Raw genomic sequence first — 16,077 nt, 5'->3', positions numbered from 1 at the left:
CCGTTCTTCGCGGTCAAGTAGGGTATTGGATCTAGCTGGTCGCGGGGGAGGCCCAGATGGCTCGCGTAGTCCTGCCGGAGGATTCCACGAAGGAAATCTCCGATTTGATCGACGTACTGATCTCGCTCTTCTTCGAGTCATTACCCCGGCGGGACCAGCGAAACTGGGCCCGCGTTTATCTCAATGGACTGGTGCGTACCACCGGGAAGAAAACGATCCGTAACATCGCCGGAACCGGGGCCAGTTCCGTCGAGCAGAGCCTCCAGCAGTTCATCAGCAAATCACCGTGGGACTGGACCCCCGTCAGACGGTCCCTCGCACAGCACCTCGAGCGGACCGCCCAGCGCCCCCTGGCCTGGGTGGTCCAGCCCATGGTCATCGAGAAGGCCGGCGACGCCTCCGTGGGCGTCGGCCGGCAGTTCGTCCCCCAACTGGGCCGCACCGCCAACTGTCAGCAGGCCGGCGGGATCTGGCTCGCCTCCAGCGAAGCCAGCTTCCCGGTCGAATGGACCCTCACCCTCCCCGGGCCCTGGACCAGTGAACTCCTGCGCCGCACACGGGCCGGCATCCCGGACACCGCCCGCTCGCTCACCCCCGCACAGGACGCCGTACACGCCGTCCAGCGCATGGCCGCCACCTGGCAACTCCAGCGGAGACCCGTGGTGATGGAGGTGTCCAACGCCGAACTGCCCTACTGCGTGGAATCCTTCGCCCTCCAGGACATCCCGTTCGTCTTCAAGGTCGACGGGTCACTGCCCGTCTCCTTCGGCGGCGCGGGCCGCCACAAACCCGGACCGCACACCGCGCCCGCCCGCGAACTCATCGACTCGCTGCGCTCCCAACGGCGCGTCGTGGAATGGACCCGGCACGGCCGCACCGAGGGCGCGGTGACCCTGCTGACCTCCGCCGCCATCCTCGCCGGCTTCGGCGAGGACCGGCCGCCGCCGGCCCCACCCACCCCACTGCTGCTCGTGGGCGCCTGGACGGAAGCGGCCCTGCTGCCGTCCGAGTTCTGGATCACGAACATCGGGGACCGGCCGCTCGCCCAGCTCTTCCTGCTCGCCAAACTCACCGACCGGGTCTCCCTGGACTTCGCCGAGACCTGCGAACCCGTCGGCATCCGCGACTTCGAGGGCCGCTCCTTCCGGGGCTGGCACCACCACGCCACCCTCGCGAGCGTCGCCCACGCCGCACAACTGCTCGGCTGCGCCACCGGCCGGGCCCTCGAACCGCACACCCCCCTGCCCTACCCGGGGCCGACGAGAACCCCCGACAGGCCCCCCGCCGTACTGCCGCCGCGCCCCCTCATCCCCGGGCAGACCACACGACGCGAGTACATCCGCTGATGCTCGACATCGCCGCGGAACTACGCGCGTGGTGTGCCGAGCGGCGGGAGTTCGCCCTGGCCACCGTGGTCGCCGTCAGCGGGAGCGCGCCGCGCGGACCGGGCGCCTCACTGGCCGTGGACGCCGCCGGCACCGCCCTCGGCTCCCTCTCCGGCGGCTGCGTGGAATCCGCCGTGCACGCACTGTGCCTCGACGCGATCACCTCCGGCGAAGGCGGTGTGCACCGCTTCGGCTACAGCGACGACGACGCCTTCGCGATCGGCCTGACCTGCGGCGGAGTCCTGGACGTGCTCATCACCCCGGTACGCGGGCAGGACCCCGTGCGACCCGTCCTGCGCACGGTCCTCGACGCCGCCGTCGGAGGGGCGAGAGCCGCGCTGGCCCGGGTGGTGTCCGGGCCGCCCGAACAGGTCGGTCGTGCGCTGGCCGTCCACGCCGACGGCTCGTACGAGGGCTGCCTCGGCGGCGCCCCGGCCCTCGACGCGAGCGCCGCGCGGCGGGTCCGGGCCCTCCTGCTGGCCGGGCGGACCGGCACCGCGGAGCTCGGGACGGCCGGCGGGCTGTGCGGAGCTCCGCTGACCCTGCTCGTCGAATCGGCCGCCGAACGACCCCGGCTGATCGTCTACGGGGCCATCGACTTCGCCGCCGCCCTGGCGCGGATCGGCGCCTTCCTCGGACACCGGGTCACCGTCTGCGACGCCCGGCCCGTCTTCACCACGCGGGCCCGCTTCCCGGACGCCGACGAGGTGATCGTCGACTGGCCGCACCGGCACCTCGCCGCGGAATGGGAGGCGGGGCGCCTGGACGCCCGTACGGCGGTCTGCGTACTGACCCACGACGCCAAGTTCGACGTTCCGCTGCTCGCCCTGGCCCTCGGGCTGCCCCTGGCGTACGTGGGAGCCATGGGTTCCCGGCGCACCCACACCGAACGGGCCGGACGCCTGCGGGAGGAGGGGGTGACGGAGGCCGCGCTGGCCCGACTGCGCTCACCGATCGGCCTCGACCTCGGCGGGGGAACACCCGAGGAGACCGCCCTGGCCATCGCCGCCGAGTTCACGGCGGTCCGGCACGGCGGATCGCTGTTCCCGCTCGCCGAGCGCCGAGGGCCCGTCCACCGGCGCCCGGCGGACCGCCGGCCGCCCCCGATCGCGGGCCCCGAGGCCCCCGCCCGGCCGCCCCGGCCCGTCCGGTTCGGGACCAACGTCCCGTAGGAAAGAACCACCCGGCCCGGTATGTCCTGGACGATCGACCCGGGCGGCACGAACAGCGGGACATGGGAGAATGAAGTACGTGCGTTTCCTCGGCTGCCCCGCCCGGGCATGACGGGCTCCTCCGAACGACTGGGATGTTCAGCACGTGCGTTTCCTCAATGACCTGAAGCCGCCGTACGACCTGACGTACGACGATGTGTTCATGGTGCCGAGCCGCTCCGCGGTCGGCTCCCGCCAGGCCGTGGACCTGTCCTCGCCCGACGGCACCGGCACCACCATTCCGCTCGTCGTGGCGAACATGACCGCCATCGCGGGACGCCGGATGGCCGAGACCGTCGCCCGCCGCGGAGGCATCGTCGTCATCCCGCAGGACATCCCCATCGACGTCGTCACCGACGTCATCTCCTGGGTGAAGACCCGCCACCACGTGCTCGACACCCCGATCACCCTGGCGCCCACCCAGACCGTCGCCGACGCGCTGTCCCTGCTCCCCAAGCGGGCCCACGGCGCCGGTATCGTCGTCGACGCCGACAACCGCCCGATCGGCGTCGTCACCGACCACGACCTCACCGGCGTGGACCGCTTCACCCAGCTCTCCGAGGTCATGTCGAAGGAGCTGCTGCTCATCGACGCCGACATCGACCCGCGCGAGGCCTTCAACAAGCTCGACGCCGGCCACCGCAAGCTGGCCCCGGCCGTCGACGAGAACGGCAGGCTCGTCGGGATCCTGACCCGCAAGGGCGCCCTGCGCGCGACCCTGTACACCCCCGCCACCGACGCCCGCGGCAAGCTGCGCATCGCGGCCGCCGTCGGCATCAACGGCGACTTCGCGGCCAAGGCCAAGCAGCTCCTCGACGCGGGCGTCGACACGATCGTGATCGACACGGCCCACGGCCACCAGGAGTCGATGATCAACGCGATCAAGGCCGTCCGGGCCCTGGACCCGCAGGTCCCGATCGTGGCGGGCAACATCGTCGCCGCCGAGGGCGTCAAGGACCTCATCGAGGCCGGCGCGGACATCATCAAGGTCGGTGTGGGCCCCGGCGCCATGTGCACCACCCGCATGATGACCGGCGTGGGCCGCCCGCAGTTCTCCGCGGTGATGGAGTGCGCGGCCGAGGCCAGGAAGCACGGCAAGCACGTCTGGGCCGACGGCGGCGTCCGCCACCCGCGCGACGTGGCGATGGCCCTGGCCGCCGGCGCTTCGAACGTCATGATCGGTTCCTGGTTCGCCGGGACGTACGAGTCCCCGGGCGACCTCCAGCAGTCCGCCGACGGTCGCTTCTACAAGGAGTCCTTCGGCATGGCCTCGGCCCGCGCCGTGCGCAACCGGACCTCCGAGGAGTCGGCCTACGACCGGGCCCGCAAGGCGCTCTTCGAAGAGGGCATCTCCACCTCGCGGATGTTCCTCGACCCGACCCGTCCGGGCGTCGAGGACCTGATCGACTCGATCATCGCGGGCGTCCGCTCCTCGTGCACCTACGCGGGCGCGGGCTCCCTCGCGGAGTTCGAGGAGAAGGCCGTGGTCGGCATCCAGTCCGCCGCCGGCTACGCCGAGGGCAAGCCGCTGCACGCCAGCTGGAGCTAGGCCGGCGCCCGACCGGCGCGTCCTTTCCGCGGCCCCGGGCCCGCCCCTTCCGGGTGGCCCGGGGCCGCGGGCGTCCCTGTCGCTCGGGGACGCGGGAGTCCGTGCGGGCGGGGGCGGCGGGTGTCCGTGCGGGCGGGGGCGGCAGGTGTCCGCGTGGGCGGGGGCGGCGGGTGTCCGCGTGGGCGGGGGCGGCGGGAGGCCGTGCGGCCTTCCCGACCCGCTGTCTGCATCACCACCGTCCCGCCCCTCGTAGCCTGGTGACACCCCGTCAGGATCCGAGAGGCTCTTCTGTGACCACGTATCTCGTCGGCTCGCGCGCGAGCAATCTGGCCCGGACCCAGGTCCGCGAGTTCCTCGCCCCGCTGCGCGAACGGTTCCCCGACGTGGCGTTCACCCACCGGGTGATCCTCGAAGGCGGGGACCGGGACCGTCGTTCGCTCCTGTCGAGCGTCTCCGCCGTCAGCGGCGGCTCGGCGTTCAGCAGCGAACAGGAGGCGGCGCTCGTCCGCGGCGACGTGGACGTCGTCGTGCACTCGCTCAAGGACCTGCCCACCGAGAACCCGGCCGGCCTGACACTGCTCGCGCCGCCGGTCCGCGAGGACGTGCGCGACGCGCTCTGCGGATCCACGCTCGCCGGACTGCGCGAGGGAGCCCGGGTGGGCACCGGGTCAGCCCGGCGCAAGGCCCAGCTCCTCGCCGTCCGACCCGACCTCGACGTGGTGCCCATCCGGGGGAACGTGCCGCCGAGGCTCCGCAAGATCCAGACGGAGGGGCTCGACGCGGTGGTCCTCGCCGCCGCCGGTCTGCACCGGCTCGGACTGGCCGACGCCGTGGGGGAGTTCCTCCCGCTCGGGAACTTCCCCCCGTCGCCCGGACAAGGCGCGCTCGGCATCCAGGTCCGCGCGGAGTCCGAGGCGTTGCGCGAGATCCTCTCCCTCGTCGGCGACCCCGACACCGAGGCCCAGGTGCGCGCGGAGCGCGCCCTCCTCGCGGAACTGCACGGCGGGTGCAGCGTCCCCGTGGGAGCCCACGCGCGCACCGCACCCGACGGCACCCTCACCCTCCACGCCCAGGTCACCTCCCTCGACGGCCGCCGCAGGGTGTCGGGAACCCTCACCGGACCCGCGGACGCGCCGGAGAAGATCGGCGCCGCCCTGGCCGGAGAACTGATCGACGAGGGCGCCCGGGAGATCCTCGACGCGGTACGCGCCGCCCTCTGACGGTCGCGCCGCGCACCGGCCGGAGCCGCCGGGACCCGGTCAGTGCCGCCGGGACCCGGTCAGTGCCGGTTCCGGCCCGGCGGCGGACCGGGTTCGCCGGGAGTCGACGAGTGCACACCCGCCCGGTACTTGGGGATCCGCACGGTGATCTTCATCCCGGCGCCCACGCCCGTCTCGATGACGAGCCCGTACTCGTCCCCGTACACCTGCCGCATCCGCTCGTCGACGTTCGGCAGGCCGACGCCCGAGGAGGAGCCTGTCCGCTCCCCGGCCAGGATCCGCCGCAGCAGCGCCGGATCCATCCCGACCCCGTTGTCCTCGATGGTCAGCACGGCCTCCGAACCCTCGTCCCGGGCCGCGATGGTGATCCGACACTCCTCGGTGGAGTCCTCCAGCCCGTGCTTGACCGCGTTCTCCACCAGCGGCTGCAGACACAGGAAGGGCAGGGCCACCGGCAGCACCTCGGGAGCGACCCGCAGCGTCACCTTCAACCGGTCGCCGAACCGGGCACCCGCCAGGGCAAGATACTGCTCGATGGAACGCAACTCCTCGGCCAGCGTGGTGAAGTCGCCGTGCCGACGGAAGGAGTAGCGGGTGAAGTCCGCGAACTCCAGCAGCAGGTCCCGCGCGCGCTCCGGATCGGTCCGCACGAACGAGGCGATCGCGGCGAGGGAGTTGAAGATGAAGTGCGGGGAGATCTGGGCCCGCAACGCCTTGATCTCCGCCTCCATGAGCCGGGTGCGCGACCGGTCCAGCTCCGACAGCTCCAGTTGGACGGAGACCCAGCGCGCGACCTCCGTCGCGGCCCGCACCAGCACCGCGGACTCCCGCGAGCCGTACGCGACGAGCGCGCCCGACATCCCGTCCTCACCGGTCAGCGGAGCGAACACCGCCCACTTCAGAGGACAATCCGGCCGCCGGCAGTCGGTGCGCAGGCTCACGCTCCGCCCCGACTCCAGCATCTCCGTCACCCGGGCCATCGCCCGCCGTTCGTGGTGGTCGGCGCCCGGCCCGTCCCAGGCCAACACCGACTCCCGGTCGGTGAGGCACAGCGCCTCCGTGCCGAGCAGCGACCGCAGCCGCCTGGCGGCCTTGCGGGCGGCGTCCTCGGTCAAGCCGGCCCGCAGCGGGGGAGCGGCCAGCGAAGCCGTGTGCAGGGTGTGGAAGGTGGCCCGCTCGACGGGAGTGCCGAGGTCGAGCCCCGACGCCCGGTCGCCGCGCCGCGCCTGCCAGCGCCCCCCGGCCCACCCCGACGCCAGCAACAGCGCCGCGCCCGCCAGGGCCGGCGCCGCGAGCCCCACCGCGCCCAGGGTGCCCGTCACCGAGCGTCCCCCGCCCGGTGCCCGGCCACGTCCTCCGGCAGGTGCAGCCGGGCCAGCGTCGCCGCGGTCCCCGCCGGGATCCGGGACCTCGTACCCAGCGACACCGCCACCATCGTCAGGAAGCCCAGCGGCACCGACCACACCGCCGGCCAGGCCAGCAGGGTGTGCGCCCAGCCCGGCGCCGCCAACCCGCAGCGGGTCGCCACCACCGCGCCCAGCGCCGCCCCGCCCCCGGTGACCAGCCCTGCGACCGCCCCCGGCGGGGTCAGCCCGCGCCACCAGATGCCCAGCACCAACAGCGGGCAGAACGAGGACGCGGACACCGCGAAGGCCAGGCCCACCGCGTCCGCCACCGGTACCGCCGTCGCCGCCACCGCGCCCACCAGCGGCACCAGCATCGCGACCACCACCGCGAACCGGAAGCTGCGCACCCCGCGCCGGGGCAGCACGTCCTGGTGCAGCACCCCGGCCACCGCCATGGTCAGTCCCGAGGCCGTCGACAGGAACGCCGCGAACGCGCCCCCGGCCAACAACGCCCCCAACAGCTCGCCGAGCAGCCCGCCCACCATCCGCCCCGGCAGCACCAGCACCGCGGCGTCGGCGTCGCCGGTCAGCGCCAGTTCGGGCGTGTAGATCCGGCCCAGCGTCCCGTAGACCGGCGGCAGCAGGTAGAAGACCCCGACCAGCCCCAGCACCACCAGGGTGGTGCGCCGGGCGGTCCGCCCGTCGGGGCTCGTGTAGAAGCGCACCGCGACGTGCGGCAGGCCCATCGTGCCGAGGAAGGTCGCCAGGATCAGCCCGTACGTGGCGTACAACTGCCGTCCCCGCCGCTCCCCGGACAGCGGCTCCGACCAACTGCTCGGACCCGGGCCCGACTCCGCGCGGGCGTCGGGTACCCGGCTGTCCGGTGCGAACTCCAGACGGGTGCCGGCCCGTACCGAGTGCTGCCCGGTGGCCAGGACCAGCGACTCGCCCTCGACGGCACGCCCATCCACCCGCCCGGTCACCGTCACGGCCAACGGCTCGTCCAACGCGATCCGCAGGTCCTCGCCCACCGTCACGGCGGTGTGCTCGCGGAAGACCGCCGGGGCGTCGAAGCCCGCGCGCGGGCTCCCGTCCCCGGCCCAGGCCGCGATCAGGAAGAAGGCCGGCACCAGCAGGGCGGTGAGCTTGAGCCAGTACTGGAACGCCTGGACGAAGGTGATGCTGCGCATCCCGCCGGCCCCCACCGCCGCCGTCACCACGCCGGCCACGACCAGCCCGCCGACCCAGGTCGGAGCCCCGGTGAGGATCTCCAACGTCAGCCCGGCGCCCTGCAACTGGGGCAGCAGGTAGAGCCAGCCGACCCCGACGACGAACAGCACGGCGATCCGCCGCACCGCCTGCGACTCCAACCGGGCCTCGGCGAAGTCCGGCAGGGTGTACGCGCCCGAGCGTCGCAACGGGGCCGCCACCAGTACGAGCAACACCAGGTACCCGGCCGTGTAGCCGACCGGATACCAGAGCATCTCCGGCCCCTGGAGCAACACCAGCCCCGCTATGCCGAGGAACGAGGCGGCGGAGAGGTACTCCCCGCTGATGGCAGCCGCGTTCAGGCGCGGACCCACGGTGCGCGAGGCGACGTAGAAATCGGAGGTGGTCCGGGATATCCGCAGGCCCAACGCGCCGACGAGCACCGTGACCAGGACGACGACGGTGACCGCGGTCAGCGCGTACGTCTGGTTCACCGGGCGGTCCTTCGACGGGGAGATGCGGTGGGGAGCGGGGACCGTCGGAGTCTATGCAGCGCCGCGCACCGGAGAACAGGTGCGTTCCGGCACCTCCGCGAGGGCCGCGCACCGCCGCACCGGCGCCCTCCCCGCGCGGCGCGGGCCGGGGTGCACCGGGCGCCGCGGGCCGGGATGCGCCGGGCGGGGCTTCAGCGCGCCGTGTCGCGGTGGTCCGCACAGTCGCGCAGGGCGATCTCCAACTCCACGTACGACTCCTCCGCGCGACGGAAGGCCTGCATCAGGGCGGCCTCCGCGCGCGGCGGCAACTGCCGGCGGGTGCCGTCGTGGGCCTCGTACAGCAGGTCGGCCCAGCGGGCGGCCGCGCTGCGCAACCGGGCCAGCAGGGCCTCGGCCTCGGCCGGGCCGGCCGGCCGGGTCCGGGGCAGTCCGGTCAGCGTGTCCAACAGCGCCTCGATCTCGGACAATCGCTGCTCCTCCCACGCCGGAAGATCCACGATACGCGCGGCCCGCCGGCGCGGGGGCCGCCCGGGCGACCGGTGCGACCGACGGGCCCCGGGAGTCGCCGTACGCCCGCCCCGGCGCGATGAACGGCGCGCCGGACGGTCGGCGGTCCGGAGGTCAGCCGGTGGCCTGGCGCATCAGGAGTTCGCGGAGTTCGCGGGCGTGGCGGCGGCTGACCTGGAGTTCCGCCGAGCCGACCCGGACGGTCGTGGCGCCGCCGTCCAGGCGCAGTTCGTCGATCCGGCGCAGCGCCACCAGGTGCCGGCGGTGGATCCGGACGAAGCCGCGGGCCGCCCAGCGTTCCTCCAGCGTGGACAGCGGGATCCGTACCAGGTGGCTGCCCTCGTCGGTGTGCAGGCGGGCGTAGTCGCCCTGGGCCTCCACGTGGGCGATGTCGGCGATGGCCACGAAGCGGGTGACCCCGCCCAGTTCGACGGCGATCTGGTCCGGCGCGCGGTCGGCCACGACGACCTCCGGCGGTGTGCGGCCCGCCCCAGGTGCCGCCCCCGGTGCCGCCGGCGGCGCGGCGCCGTCCGTCCCGGTCGCGGGGGTCGGGGGGTCCGCCGCCGGCGGCTCCTGCGCCCGGCCGAGTTGGGCGCCGACCCGGCGGACGGCCTCGGCCAGCCGCTCGGGACGCACCGGCTTCAGCACGTAGTCGACGGCCTTGAGGTCGAAGGCCTGGACGGCGAACCCCTCGTGGGCGGTGACGAACACGATCAGCGGCGGGTGCGCGAACCCGGCGAGCAGCCGGGCGATGTCCAGCCCGGTCAGCCCGGGCATGTGGATGTCGAGGAAGACCACGTCGATGCCGTCGGGGCCGTCCGGGCCGCTCTCCAGCGCCCGCGTGATCCGGCGCAGTGCCTCGGTGGCGTCCGAGGCGCCCTCGGCGCTGTGCACCCTCGGGTCGGAACGCAGCAGGTAGAGGAGTTCCTCCAGCAGGGGTCTCTCGTCGTCGACGGCCAGTGCGCGCAGCATGGGGCCGAGTCTAGGGCCGTCCCGCGATCCCTGGCGGGCGCACGACGCCGGCCGCGGCACCTGGCCGCGTTGCCGGGACGCCCGAATGCGCCCGGTGTGAGGACGTCCCTCCGCCGTGCGACGCACCGCGTCCGATGCCGTGCGCCGATCCACCGGGGATCGCGGGACAGCCCTCGGGTTCCGCTGCGCCGGGGCGGAACGGGGCGCGACCCCCGCCGGGGGGAGGGGGCGGGGGTCGCGCGTTCAGGATGGTCCGTGGTGCCTACTTGGCGGTGGTGATGAGCTTGCCCTCGGGGGAGACGGCGTACCAGGTGCCGCCGACGCCCTGGCCGTTGGTGTCGCCGGCCTTCTTGTCACCGCTGAAGGTGTAGATGGGCCAGCAGTCGATCGACTGCTGCTTCTTGCCGTCGGGGCGGTTCAGGACCGTGTAGCCCTTCTGGATGATGCCCTTGGCGTTGGCCTTGTCCACCGGGGCGACCGCCGGCCACTTCTCCGCGCAGGCGCCCTCGCAGTTGGACTTCATGGGCCAGGCGCTGTCCTTCTTGAACCGGTAGACGGTCATGCCGTTGCCGTCGACGATGTGCTCGCCGAGCTTCGGGTCGTTGGCGACGGTCAGCGCGCCGGACGCCTGGCCCGCGCCCTCCGGAGCGGCGGGTGCCGCCCCCGCGCCTTCCGGAGCGGCGGGGGCGGGTGCCGCCGCGGCCCCCTTGGCCGCCTTCTTGCCGTCGGGGGCGGAGGCGAACCAGGTGCCGCCGACGCCCTGGCCGTTGGTTTCGCCGGCCTTGGTGTCCTTGCTGTACCGGTACATCGGCCAGCCCGCCACCGTCAGTTGCTTGTTTCCGTCGGCGCGCTCCACCTCGCCCAGCAGCGCCGGATCCACACCGGCGGCGGCGGTGACGTCCCCGGCGGGGACGATCGGCCACGTGTTCGCGCAGGCACCCTCGCAGTTCGACTTCGGCGGCTTCGGGGTGTCCTTGTCGAAGCGGTACAGGGTGAACCCGGCGCTGTCGGTGAGCACGGAGCCGAGCTTGTCGTTCTCGGCGATGGTCAGTTGGCCGGCGGGCTTGGCCTCGGCGGCGCCCGCGGGGTTCGCGCCGGCGCCGTAGGGGTCCGCGCCGGCGCCGTAGGGGTCGGCCGCGGGAGCCACGGCCCCGGCCGGCTGGGTGTTGCCGCCGGCCTTGTCGGCTCCGCCGCAGGCCGTGGCCGAAAGGGCGACTGCGACTGCGACGACGGCCAGGGTGGTTCCGCGCTTGAAGCCCATCTTGATCTCTCCCACGTGTGATGACTGCCGAGTCCGTCGCCGGATTGTCGGCAACTTGTGCAGGACACGTCGTCGGGGGAGCGAACCGTTCAGTGCGAGAGGTGTGTCGTCTTTCACCTAGCCCGCGTCGAACCCGGCCCGCCGCAGAGCCGTGCACACAGCGAGGCCGAGAACCTGGTGTCCGTCGTCATGGGGGTGCAGTCCGTCCGCGAGGTGCTCGGGCCCCAGCAGGTCCCGCCCGGGCAGCAGCGCCAACCGGCCGTCCCCGGCGGCCATCCGGTCGCGGGTGGCGCGCTCCATCGCTTCGCGCAGGGCGCCCAGGGTGGCGCCCAGCCTGTTCGGCGTGCGCTCGGCGTCGGGGCGCAGTACGGGGGACAGGAGCAGCAGCGGGGTGCTCGGGTGGCCCTGCCGGACCAGGTCGAGGAAGGCGCGCGTGGTCTCGTACAGCATCGCCGGGGTGAAGGGCGCCCGGGGGGACCAGCAGTTGGTGCCGAAGGCCAGGGTGAGCACGTCGGCGGGAAGCCCCGCGAGCTGTTCGGCGGTGGCGAGTTCCCCGCACGCGGCGCCCGCGTAGCCGAGGTTGACGGTGTCCCAGCCCAGCGACCGGCCGGCGACGGCGGGCCAGCCGTGCGCGGGGCGGGTGGACCACCAGCCCTCGGTGATCGAGTCGCCGTGCACCACCCAGCGCGGGGCCTTCGGGGCGGGGGCGATCGTGCCGCCGATCCCGCGCACCCCGAGGATCACGGGGGACTGGGCCTCGGGCGGATGGACGGTGAAGGGTCCGCGCCCGCCGGTGATCCCGACGCGTACGACGGCCTCCGCGGCCGGCTCGGTGAAGACCTCGGTGAGCATGCCGTGCCGGTTCCACAGCGCGAAGCCGTGCGCGAGGTCGCGCAGCGCGTCGGTGGGACCGGGCACGGTCGCCCGGTAGCGGATCTCCAGCGCGTGCGCCGACTCGGTGGTGAACTCCAACCGCACCCCGATGGGCAGGGCGGCCCGCTCGCCGGTGTCCCAGGGCAGCCGCATGGTGTCCGCCGGGTCGGCGCGCACGGGCCGGCCCTCGTCCAGCCAGGCGACACCGCGCAGGAAGGGCCCGGGGTCCAACCACCCGTCGTCCGCCGTCAGCGGTCTCACCACGCTCACTCGTCGCCTCCGATCGTCGGGTACGGAAACCTCGCGCCGACCCCGCAGTCGACCACCGCCTTCTGCCCCGTCACGTGCGGGAACACCCGTGAGGGGCGGCGGCACCGTCCTGGCGGCACCGTGCGGCAGATCTGACGAAGTGTCAAGGAACTGCCGCCGGGGAGGTCGGGAGGGGGGTCGCGCAGTGATCGATCGTCCGCGCGCAACAAAGGACCATCCAGGACAGATCCGCGCAACGATCGTGCGCCAATGTGCAAGGATGGTGCATTACGGGCGGTATCACTCAGCTCGTAGGCTCACTCGCTGTACGTGGAGTGGCGTGGACCGCCTGCTCGGCGGTCCCCCATGCCCAGGCTGGCTCCTGCCCGCCTGCTCCTGCTCCGGATCGCTGCGGTCGATGCCTGAATCCCCACCCGCAGTGTCAAAGGAGTCCCCTCGTGCTCGAAACCGGCCAGGCGCCACCGCTCACCTCAGAGCCCCGCAAGCCTGCCCATCCTTTGCTGCGCCGCAAGCCGGTCGAGCAACTGGTCGCCGAGGGCGGCCAGGGTGAGGGCGGCTCGCTGCGCCGCTCGCTCACCATGTGGCAGCTGACGATGATCAGCATCGGTGCCACCCTCGGCACCGGCATCTTCGTCGTCCTCGGCACGGCGGCCCCCAAGGCCGGCCCCGCCGTCACGATCTCCTTCGTCATCGCGGGCCTGACCGCCCTGTTCTCCGCGCTCTCCTACGCGGAGCTGGCCGGATCCGTGCCGGTCTCCGGCTCCTCGTACTCCTACTCGTACGCCACCATGGGCGAGCTCGTCGCCTGGGTCTGTGGCTGGTGCCTGGTCCTGGAGTACGGCGTTTCCGTCGCGGCCGTCGCCGTCGGCTGGGGCGAGTACCTCAACGAACTCCTCGACGGCACCATCGGCGTCACCATCCCCGAGGCGATATCCGCCCCGCTGGGCGAGGGCGGCTTCATCAACCTGCCCGCGCTGATCGTGGTCCTGCTCGCCATGGTCTTCCTGATGGGTGGCGCCAAGGAGAGCGCCCGGGTCAACTCGATCATGGTGGGCGTGAAGATCGTCACGCTGCTGCTCTTCATCGGCATCGGCTTCATGGGCATCAAGGCCGGCAACTACACCCCGCTCGCCCCGCTCGGCATCACCGGCATCAGCGCCGCCGCCTCCACGCTGTTCTTCTCGTACATCGGCTTCGACGCCGCCTCCACCGCCGGTGAGGAGGCCAAGGACCCCAAGCGCGACCTGCCCCGCGCGATCATGCTCTCGCTCGGCATCGTCACCGTGCTCTACGTCCTCGTCGCCTTCGTCGCCGTCGGCGCCATGCCGTGGCAGGACTTCGAGGGCACCGAGGCCGCGCTGGCCCAGATCATGACCGACGTCTCCGGTCACACCTTCTGGGGAGTCGTCCTCGCCGCGGGCGCCGTCGTCGCCATCGCCTCCGTGGTCTTCGCCGTGCTCTACGGCCAGACCCGCATCCTCTTCGCCATGTCCCGCGACGGCCTCGTCCCCAAGGTCTTCGCCAAGGTCAACCCGAAGACCGGCGCCCCCCGCGCCAACGTCGTGATCGTTTCCCTCTTCTGCGGGATCCTCGCGTCCTTCATCCCCCTCGGCAAGCTCGCCGACGCCACCAGCATCGGCACCCTCTTCGCCTTCGGCCTGGTCAACGTCGCCGTCATCATCCTGCGCCGCACCAAGCCCGACATGCCGCGCACCTTCAAGGTGGCGCTCTTCCCGATCACGCCCATCCTCGGTTTCCTCGCCTGCGGCTACATGATGTTCAGCCTGGACACCGTCACGTGGATCGTTTTCGGTGGCTGGATGGCAGCGGGTCTCGTGTTCTACTTCCTGTACGGCATTCGCCGCTCCCGACTGGCCACAGCAGAGAAGTGATCCACCCGCAGTGCGACTGAACGATCTCGACGAACGCATCGTGCACGCCCTCGCCGAGGACGCCCGACGTTCCTACGCGGACATCGGCTCCGAGGTCGGACTCTCGGCCCCCGCCGTCAAACGGCGCGTGGACCGGCTGCGTGCCGAGGGAGCCATCACCGGCTTCACCGTTCGGGTCGACCCCGCCGCCATGGGCTGGGAGACCGAGGGCTTCATCGAGATCTACTGTCGCCACAACACCTCGCCGGACGACATCCGGCGAGGGTTGGAGCGGTACCCCGAGGTCGTGTCCGCGTCCACCGTCACCGGTGACGCGGACGCCCTCGTCCAGGTCTTCGCCTCCGACATGAGGCACTTCGAACGCGTACTGGAACGGATCGCGGGCGAGCCCTTCGTGGAACGCACCAAATCCGTCCTGGTCCTCTCCCCGCTGCTGCGCCGCTTCACCTCCGGCGCACCCGCGTAGCCGCGAACGCCCCGGTCCTCGGACCGGGGCGTTTCGGCGTCCCGGGGACGTGCGGCGGCTCGGGCGCTCAGCGGGCCGGGGTGATCGGCGGGTCGGAGTGTTCGGCGGGCCGGGGTGTTCAGCAGTACGCCTCGCGCGCCACGGCCGCGCCCTTCTTCCAGCCGGCCGAGAACTGCTGGTTCGCCGACGGCGGCGCGGTCGCGTCGCAGCTCCCCTTGACCGCGTCCCACCCGGCGACGACACCGGCCTTGTACGGGTCTCCGCCCGCCCGGGCGTGCGCGTCCGCCTCGTCCGCGCCACCGCACTTGGTGTCCCGGCCGCCCTGGGAAACGGTGTAGGCGCCGTTCTGCCGCTTCGGAAGGGTGAAGTCGCCGTCGGGGCCCACCTCGAACCGGCCGCCCTGGGCGGTCGGCGAGGACAGGACCGCGGGCCCCGGCGCGAAACCGCTGCCGGACACGGACACCGTTCCGCCGGGCCGGGTGGCCGACACGGAACAGGTGGCCGCCGGCGCGGCCGCCCCGGCGCCGCCCGAGGAGATCACCAGGGAACCGACGGCGAGGGCGCCGGTCGCCAGCGGGGTGAGCACGGTCAGACGAAAGCGTCGCTTCATGGGTGTTCCTCTCGTGGGACCCCCGGTCGACAGAACCTCGTCACGCGGCCGATGCGCCATCACGCGGCCGATGCGCACAGCCAGTCAATTTTATCCCGGCGACAACGGCGCCGCCCGCTCTCGCCGGCCCGCCGCCGGCGCCCGCTCCGTGCCCGGGCGGACGTGCCGGGAGGGCGTGCCGGGAGGGCGTGCCGGGAGGGCGCAACGAAACGGGTCGGACGCGTTCACCGCGTCCGACCCGTCGTCGTCTCTCGTCCCGTTCGCGCGCTCCCGAGCGCTTCTACACATGGGCCGGGGCGCGGCGACCGCCCAGGAGGGCGTGCCGCTCCTCCTCGGTCAGGCCGCCCCAGACCCCGAAGGCCTCACGGGTGCGCAGCGCGTGTTCGAGGCAGGCCGTCCGCACGGGGCATCCGGCGCAGATCCGCTTGGCGGCCTCGTCCCGGTCCTCGCGGTCCTCGCCACGCTCACCTGCGGGATGGAAGAACCGGGCGGACCCCAGGTCCCGGCACGCCGCCCGGGATTGCCACTGCCAATTGTCGGGGGCGGAACCCGGCAGGCGGGAGACGTCGGTCATGGCAGTTCCTTTCCGAGGGGTACGTGGGTTCCCCCGCGTGTGACCGCTCCGTGCCCCCTGAAACATCCCCGCCCACAAGGGAATCCCGACCCGCCCGCCCACCCGTCGAAGCGGGCGGCGGAGGGACCGCGGGGCGGGTGCGCGGGCAGGCGAGGAGACGTCGATTCCCCGCTCGGGAAAAGGCGTTGGGCGCCGCCGGCCGCGAACGGGGCCGGGCGCCGAGGAGTTGATCAGGAAC

14 protein-coding genes are annotated in these 16,077 nt (G+C 73.0%); 6 read left to right on the top strand and 8 right to left on the bottom strand.

Features of this window, described 5'->3' with window-relative positions:
- Positions 1–56 precede the first annotated feature (56 nt).
- The 4 genes from ACFYW3_RS16510 (at position 57) to hemC (ending at position 5,365) form a co-directional block, all read left to right on the top strand.
- On the top strand, positions 57–1,346 hold the full coding sequence (locus tag ACFYW3_RS16510) for a transposase (protein ID WP_351752427.1): 1,290 nt from the start codon (positions 57–59) through the stop codon (positions 1,344–1,346).
- On the top strand, positions 1,346–2,557 hold the full coding sequence (locus ACFYW3_RS16505) for an XdhC family protein (RefSeq protein WP_389386630.1): 1,212 nt from the start codon (positions 1,346–1,348) through the stop codon (positions 2,555–2,557). The genes ACFYW3_RS16510 and ACFYW3_RS16505 overlap by 1 nt, the downstream gene beginning before the upstream one ends.
- 145 nt (positions 2,558–2,702) lie before the next feature.
- Positions 2,703–4,145: a GuaB1 family IMP dehydrogenase-related protein gene (locus ACFYW3_RS16500; RefSeq protein ID WP_351752433.1), complete on the top strand. Its 1,443-nt coding sequence runs from the start codon at positions 2,703–2,705 to the stop codon at positions 4,143–4,145.
- A gap of 290 nt (positions 4,146–4,435) precedes the next feature.
- Positions 4,436–5,365 (top strand): hydroxymethylbilane synthase, encoded by a 930-nt coding sequence (gene hemC / locus ACFYW3_RS16495; protein WP_389386629.1) that lies wholly within the window; start codon positions 4,436–4,438, stop codon positions 5,363–5,365.
- Positions 5,366–5,424: 59 nt separating this feature from the next.
- Here the strand turns inward: hemC and ACFYW3_RS16490 are convergent, their stop codons facing one another.
- The 6 genes from ACFYW3_RS16490 to ACFYW3_RS16465 all read right to left on the bottom strand — a co-directional run bounded on the left by ACFYW3_RS16490 (position 5,425) and on the right by ACFYW3_RS16465 (position 12,288).
- The gene (locus tag ACFYW3_RS16490) at positions 5,425–6,687 is read right to left on the bottom strand and encodes a histidine kinase (protein ID WP_351752438.1); all 1,263 of its coding nucleotides are present in this window, start codon (positions 6,685–6,687) and stop codon (positions 5,425–5,427) included.
- On the bottom strand, positions 6,684–8,414 hold the full coding sequence (locus ACFYW3_RS16485) for a cation acetate symporter (protein ID WP_351752441.1): 1,731 nt from the start codon (positions 8,412–8,414) through the stop codon (positions 6,684–6,686). Before ACFYW3_RS16485 ends, ACFYW3_RS16490 begins: the two co-directional genes overlap by 4 nt.
- 191 nt (positions 8,415–8,605) lie before the next feature.
- Positions 8,606–8,881, bottom strand: a complete 276-nt coding sequence (locus ACFYW3_RS16480) for a hypothetical protein (protein ID WP_351752444.1) — start codon at positions 8,879–8,881, stop codon at positions 8,606–8,608.
- Positions 8,882–9,035: 154 nt separating this feature from the next.
- Complete coding sequence (locus ACFYW3_RS16475) at positions 9,036–9,893, bottom strand: response regulator transcription factor (protein ID WP_351752446.1); 858 nt, start codon at positions 9,891–9,893, stop codon at positions 9,036–9,038.
- Positions 9,894–10,155: 262 nt separating this feature from the next.
- Positions 10,156–11,154 (bottom strand): SCO0930 family lipoprotein, encoded by a 999-nt coding sequence (locus ACFYW3_RS16470; protein ID WP_351752539.1) that lies wholly within the window; start codon positions 11,152–11,154, stop codon positions 10,156–10,158.
- A 117-nt stretch (positions 11,155–11,271) separates the two neighbouring features.
- The gene (locus ACFYW3_RS16465; protein WP_389386758.1) at positions 11,272–12,288 is read right to left on the bottom strand and encodes a GDSL-type esterase/lipase family protein; all 1,017 of its coding nucleotides are present in this window, start codon (positions 12,286–12,288) and stop codon (positions 11,272–11,274) included.
- 446 nt (positions 12,289–12,734) lie between these two features.
- On the opposite strand from ACFYW3_RS16465, the gene ACFYW3_RS16460 reads away from it, so the two are divergent.
- Positions 12,735–14,189, top strand: coding sequence for an amino acid permease (locus ACFYW3_RS16460; RefSeq protein ID WP_351375130.1), 1,455 nt, complete (start codon positions 12,735–12,737; stop codon positions 14,187–14,189).
- 10 nt (positions 14,190–14,199) lie between these two features.
- Positions 14,200–14,655, top strand: coding sequence for an Lrp/AsnC family transcriptional regulator (locus ACFYW3_RS16455; protein ID WP_007262967.1), 456 nt, complete (start codon positions 14,200–14,202; stop codon positions 14,653–14,655).
- 118 nt (positions 14,656–14,773) lie between these two features.
- Here the strand turns inward: ACFYW3_RS16455 and ACFYW3_RS16450 are convergent, their stop codons facing one another.
- Positions 14,774–15,265, bottom strand: coding sequence for a hypothetical protein (locus ACFYW3_RS16450; RefSeq protein WP_351752449.1), 492 nt, complete (start codon positions 15,263–15,265; stop codon positions 14,774–14,776).
- 280 nt (positions 15,266–15,545) lie between these two features.
- Positions 15,546–15,839 (bottom strand): WhiB family transcriptional regulator, encoded by a 294-nt coding sequence (locus ACFYW3_RS16445; RefSeq protein WP_053676570.1) that lies wholly within the window; start codon positions 15,837–15,839, stop codon positions 15,546–15,548.
- Between the last annotated feature and the right edge of the window lie 238 nt (positions 15,840–16,077).

This window comes from Streptomyces sp. NPDC002602 (assembly GCF_042889445.1).
In the GTDB taxonomy this organism is placed as follows: Bacteria; Actinomycetota; Actinomycetes; order Streptomycetales; family Streptomycetaceae; genus Streptomyces.
This window is presented reverse-complemented; position numbering and strand designations above follow the sequence as displayed.

Bases quoted from the DNA above. Each gene is read 5' to 3' on its own strand.
- ACFYW3_RS16510 (WP_351752427.1), top strand. From the start codon at position 57: ATGGCTCGCGTAGTCCTGCCGGAGGATTCCACGAAGGAAATCTCCGAT.
- ACFYW3_RS16475 (WP_351752446.1), bottom strand. From the start codon at position 9,893: ATGCTGCGCGCACTGGCCGTCGACGACGAGAGACCCCTGCTGGAGGAA.
- ACFYW3_RS16505 (WP_389386630.1), top strand. From the start codon at position 1,346: ATGCTCGACATCGCCGCGGAACTACGCGCGTGGTGTGCCGAGCGGCGG.
- ACFYW3_RS16445 (WP_053676570.1), bottom strand. From the start codon at position 15,839: ATGACCGACGTCTCCCGCCTGCCGGGTTCCGCCCCCGACAATTGGCAG.
- ACFYW3_RS16450 (WP_351752449.1), bottom strand. From the start codon at position 15,265: ATGAAGCGACGCTTTCGTCTGACCGTGCTCACCCCGCTGGCGACCGGC.
- ACFYW3_RS16470 (WP_351752539.1), bottom strand. From the start codon at position 11,154: ATGGGCTTCAAGCGCGGAACCACCCTGGCCGTCGTCGCAGTCGCAGTC.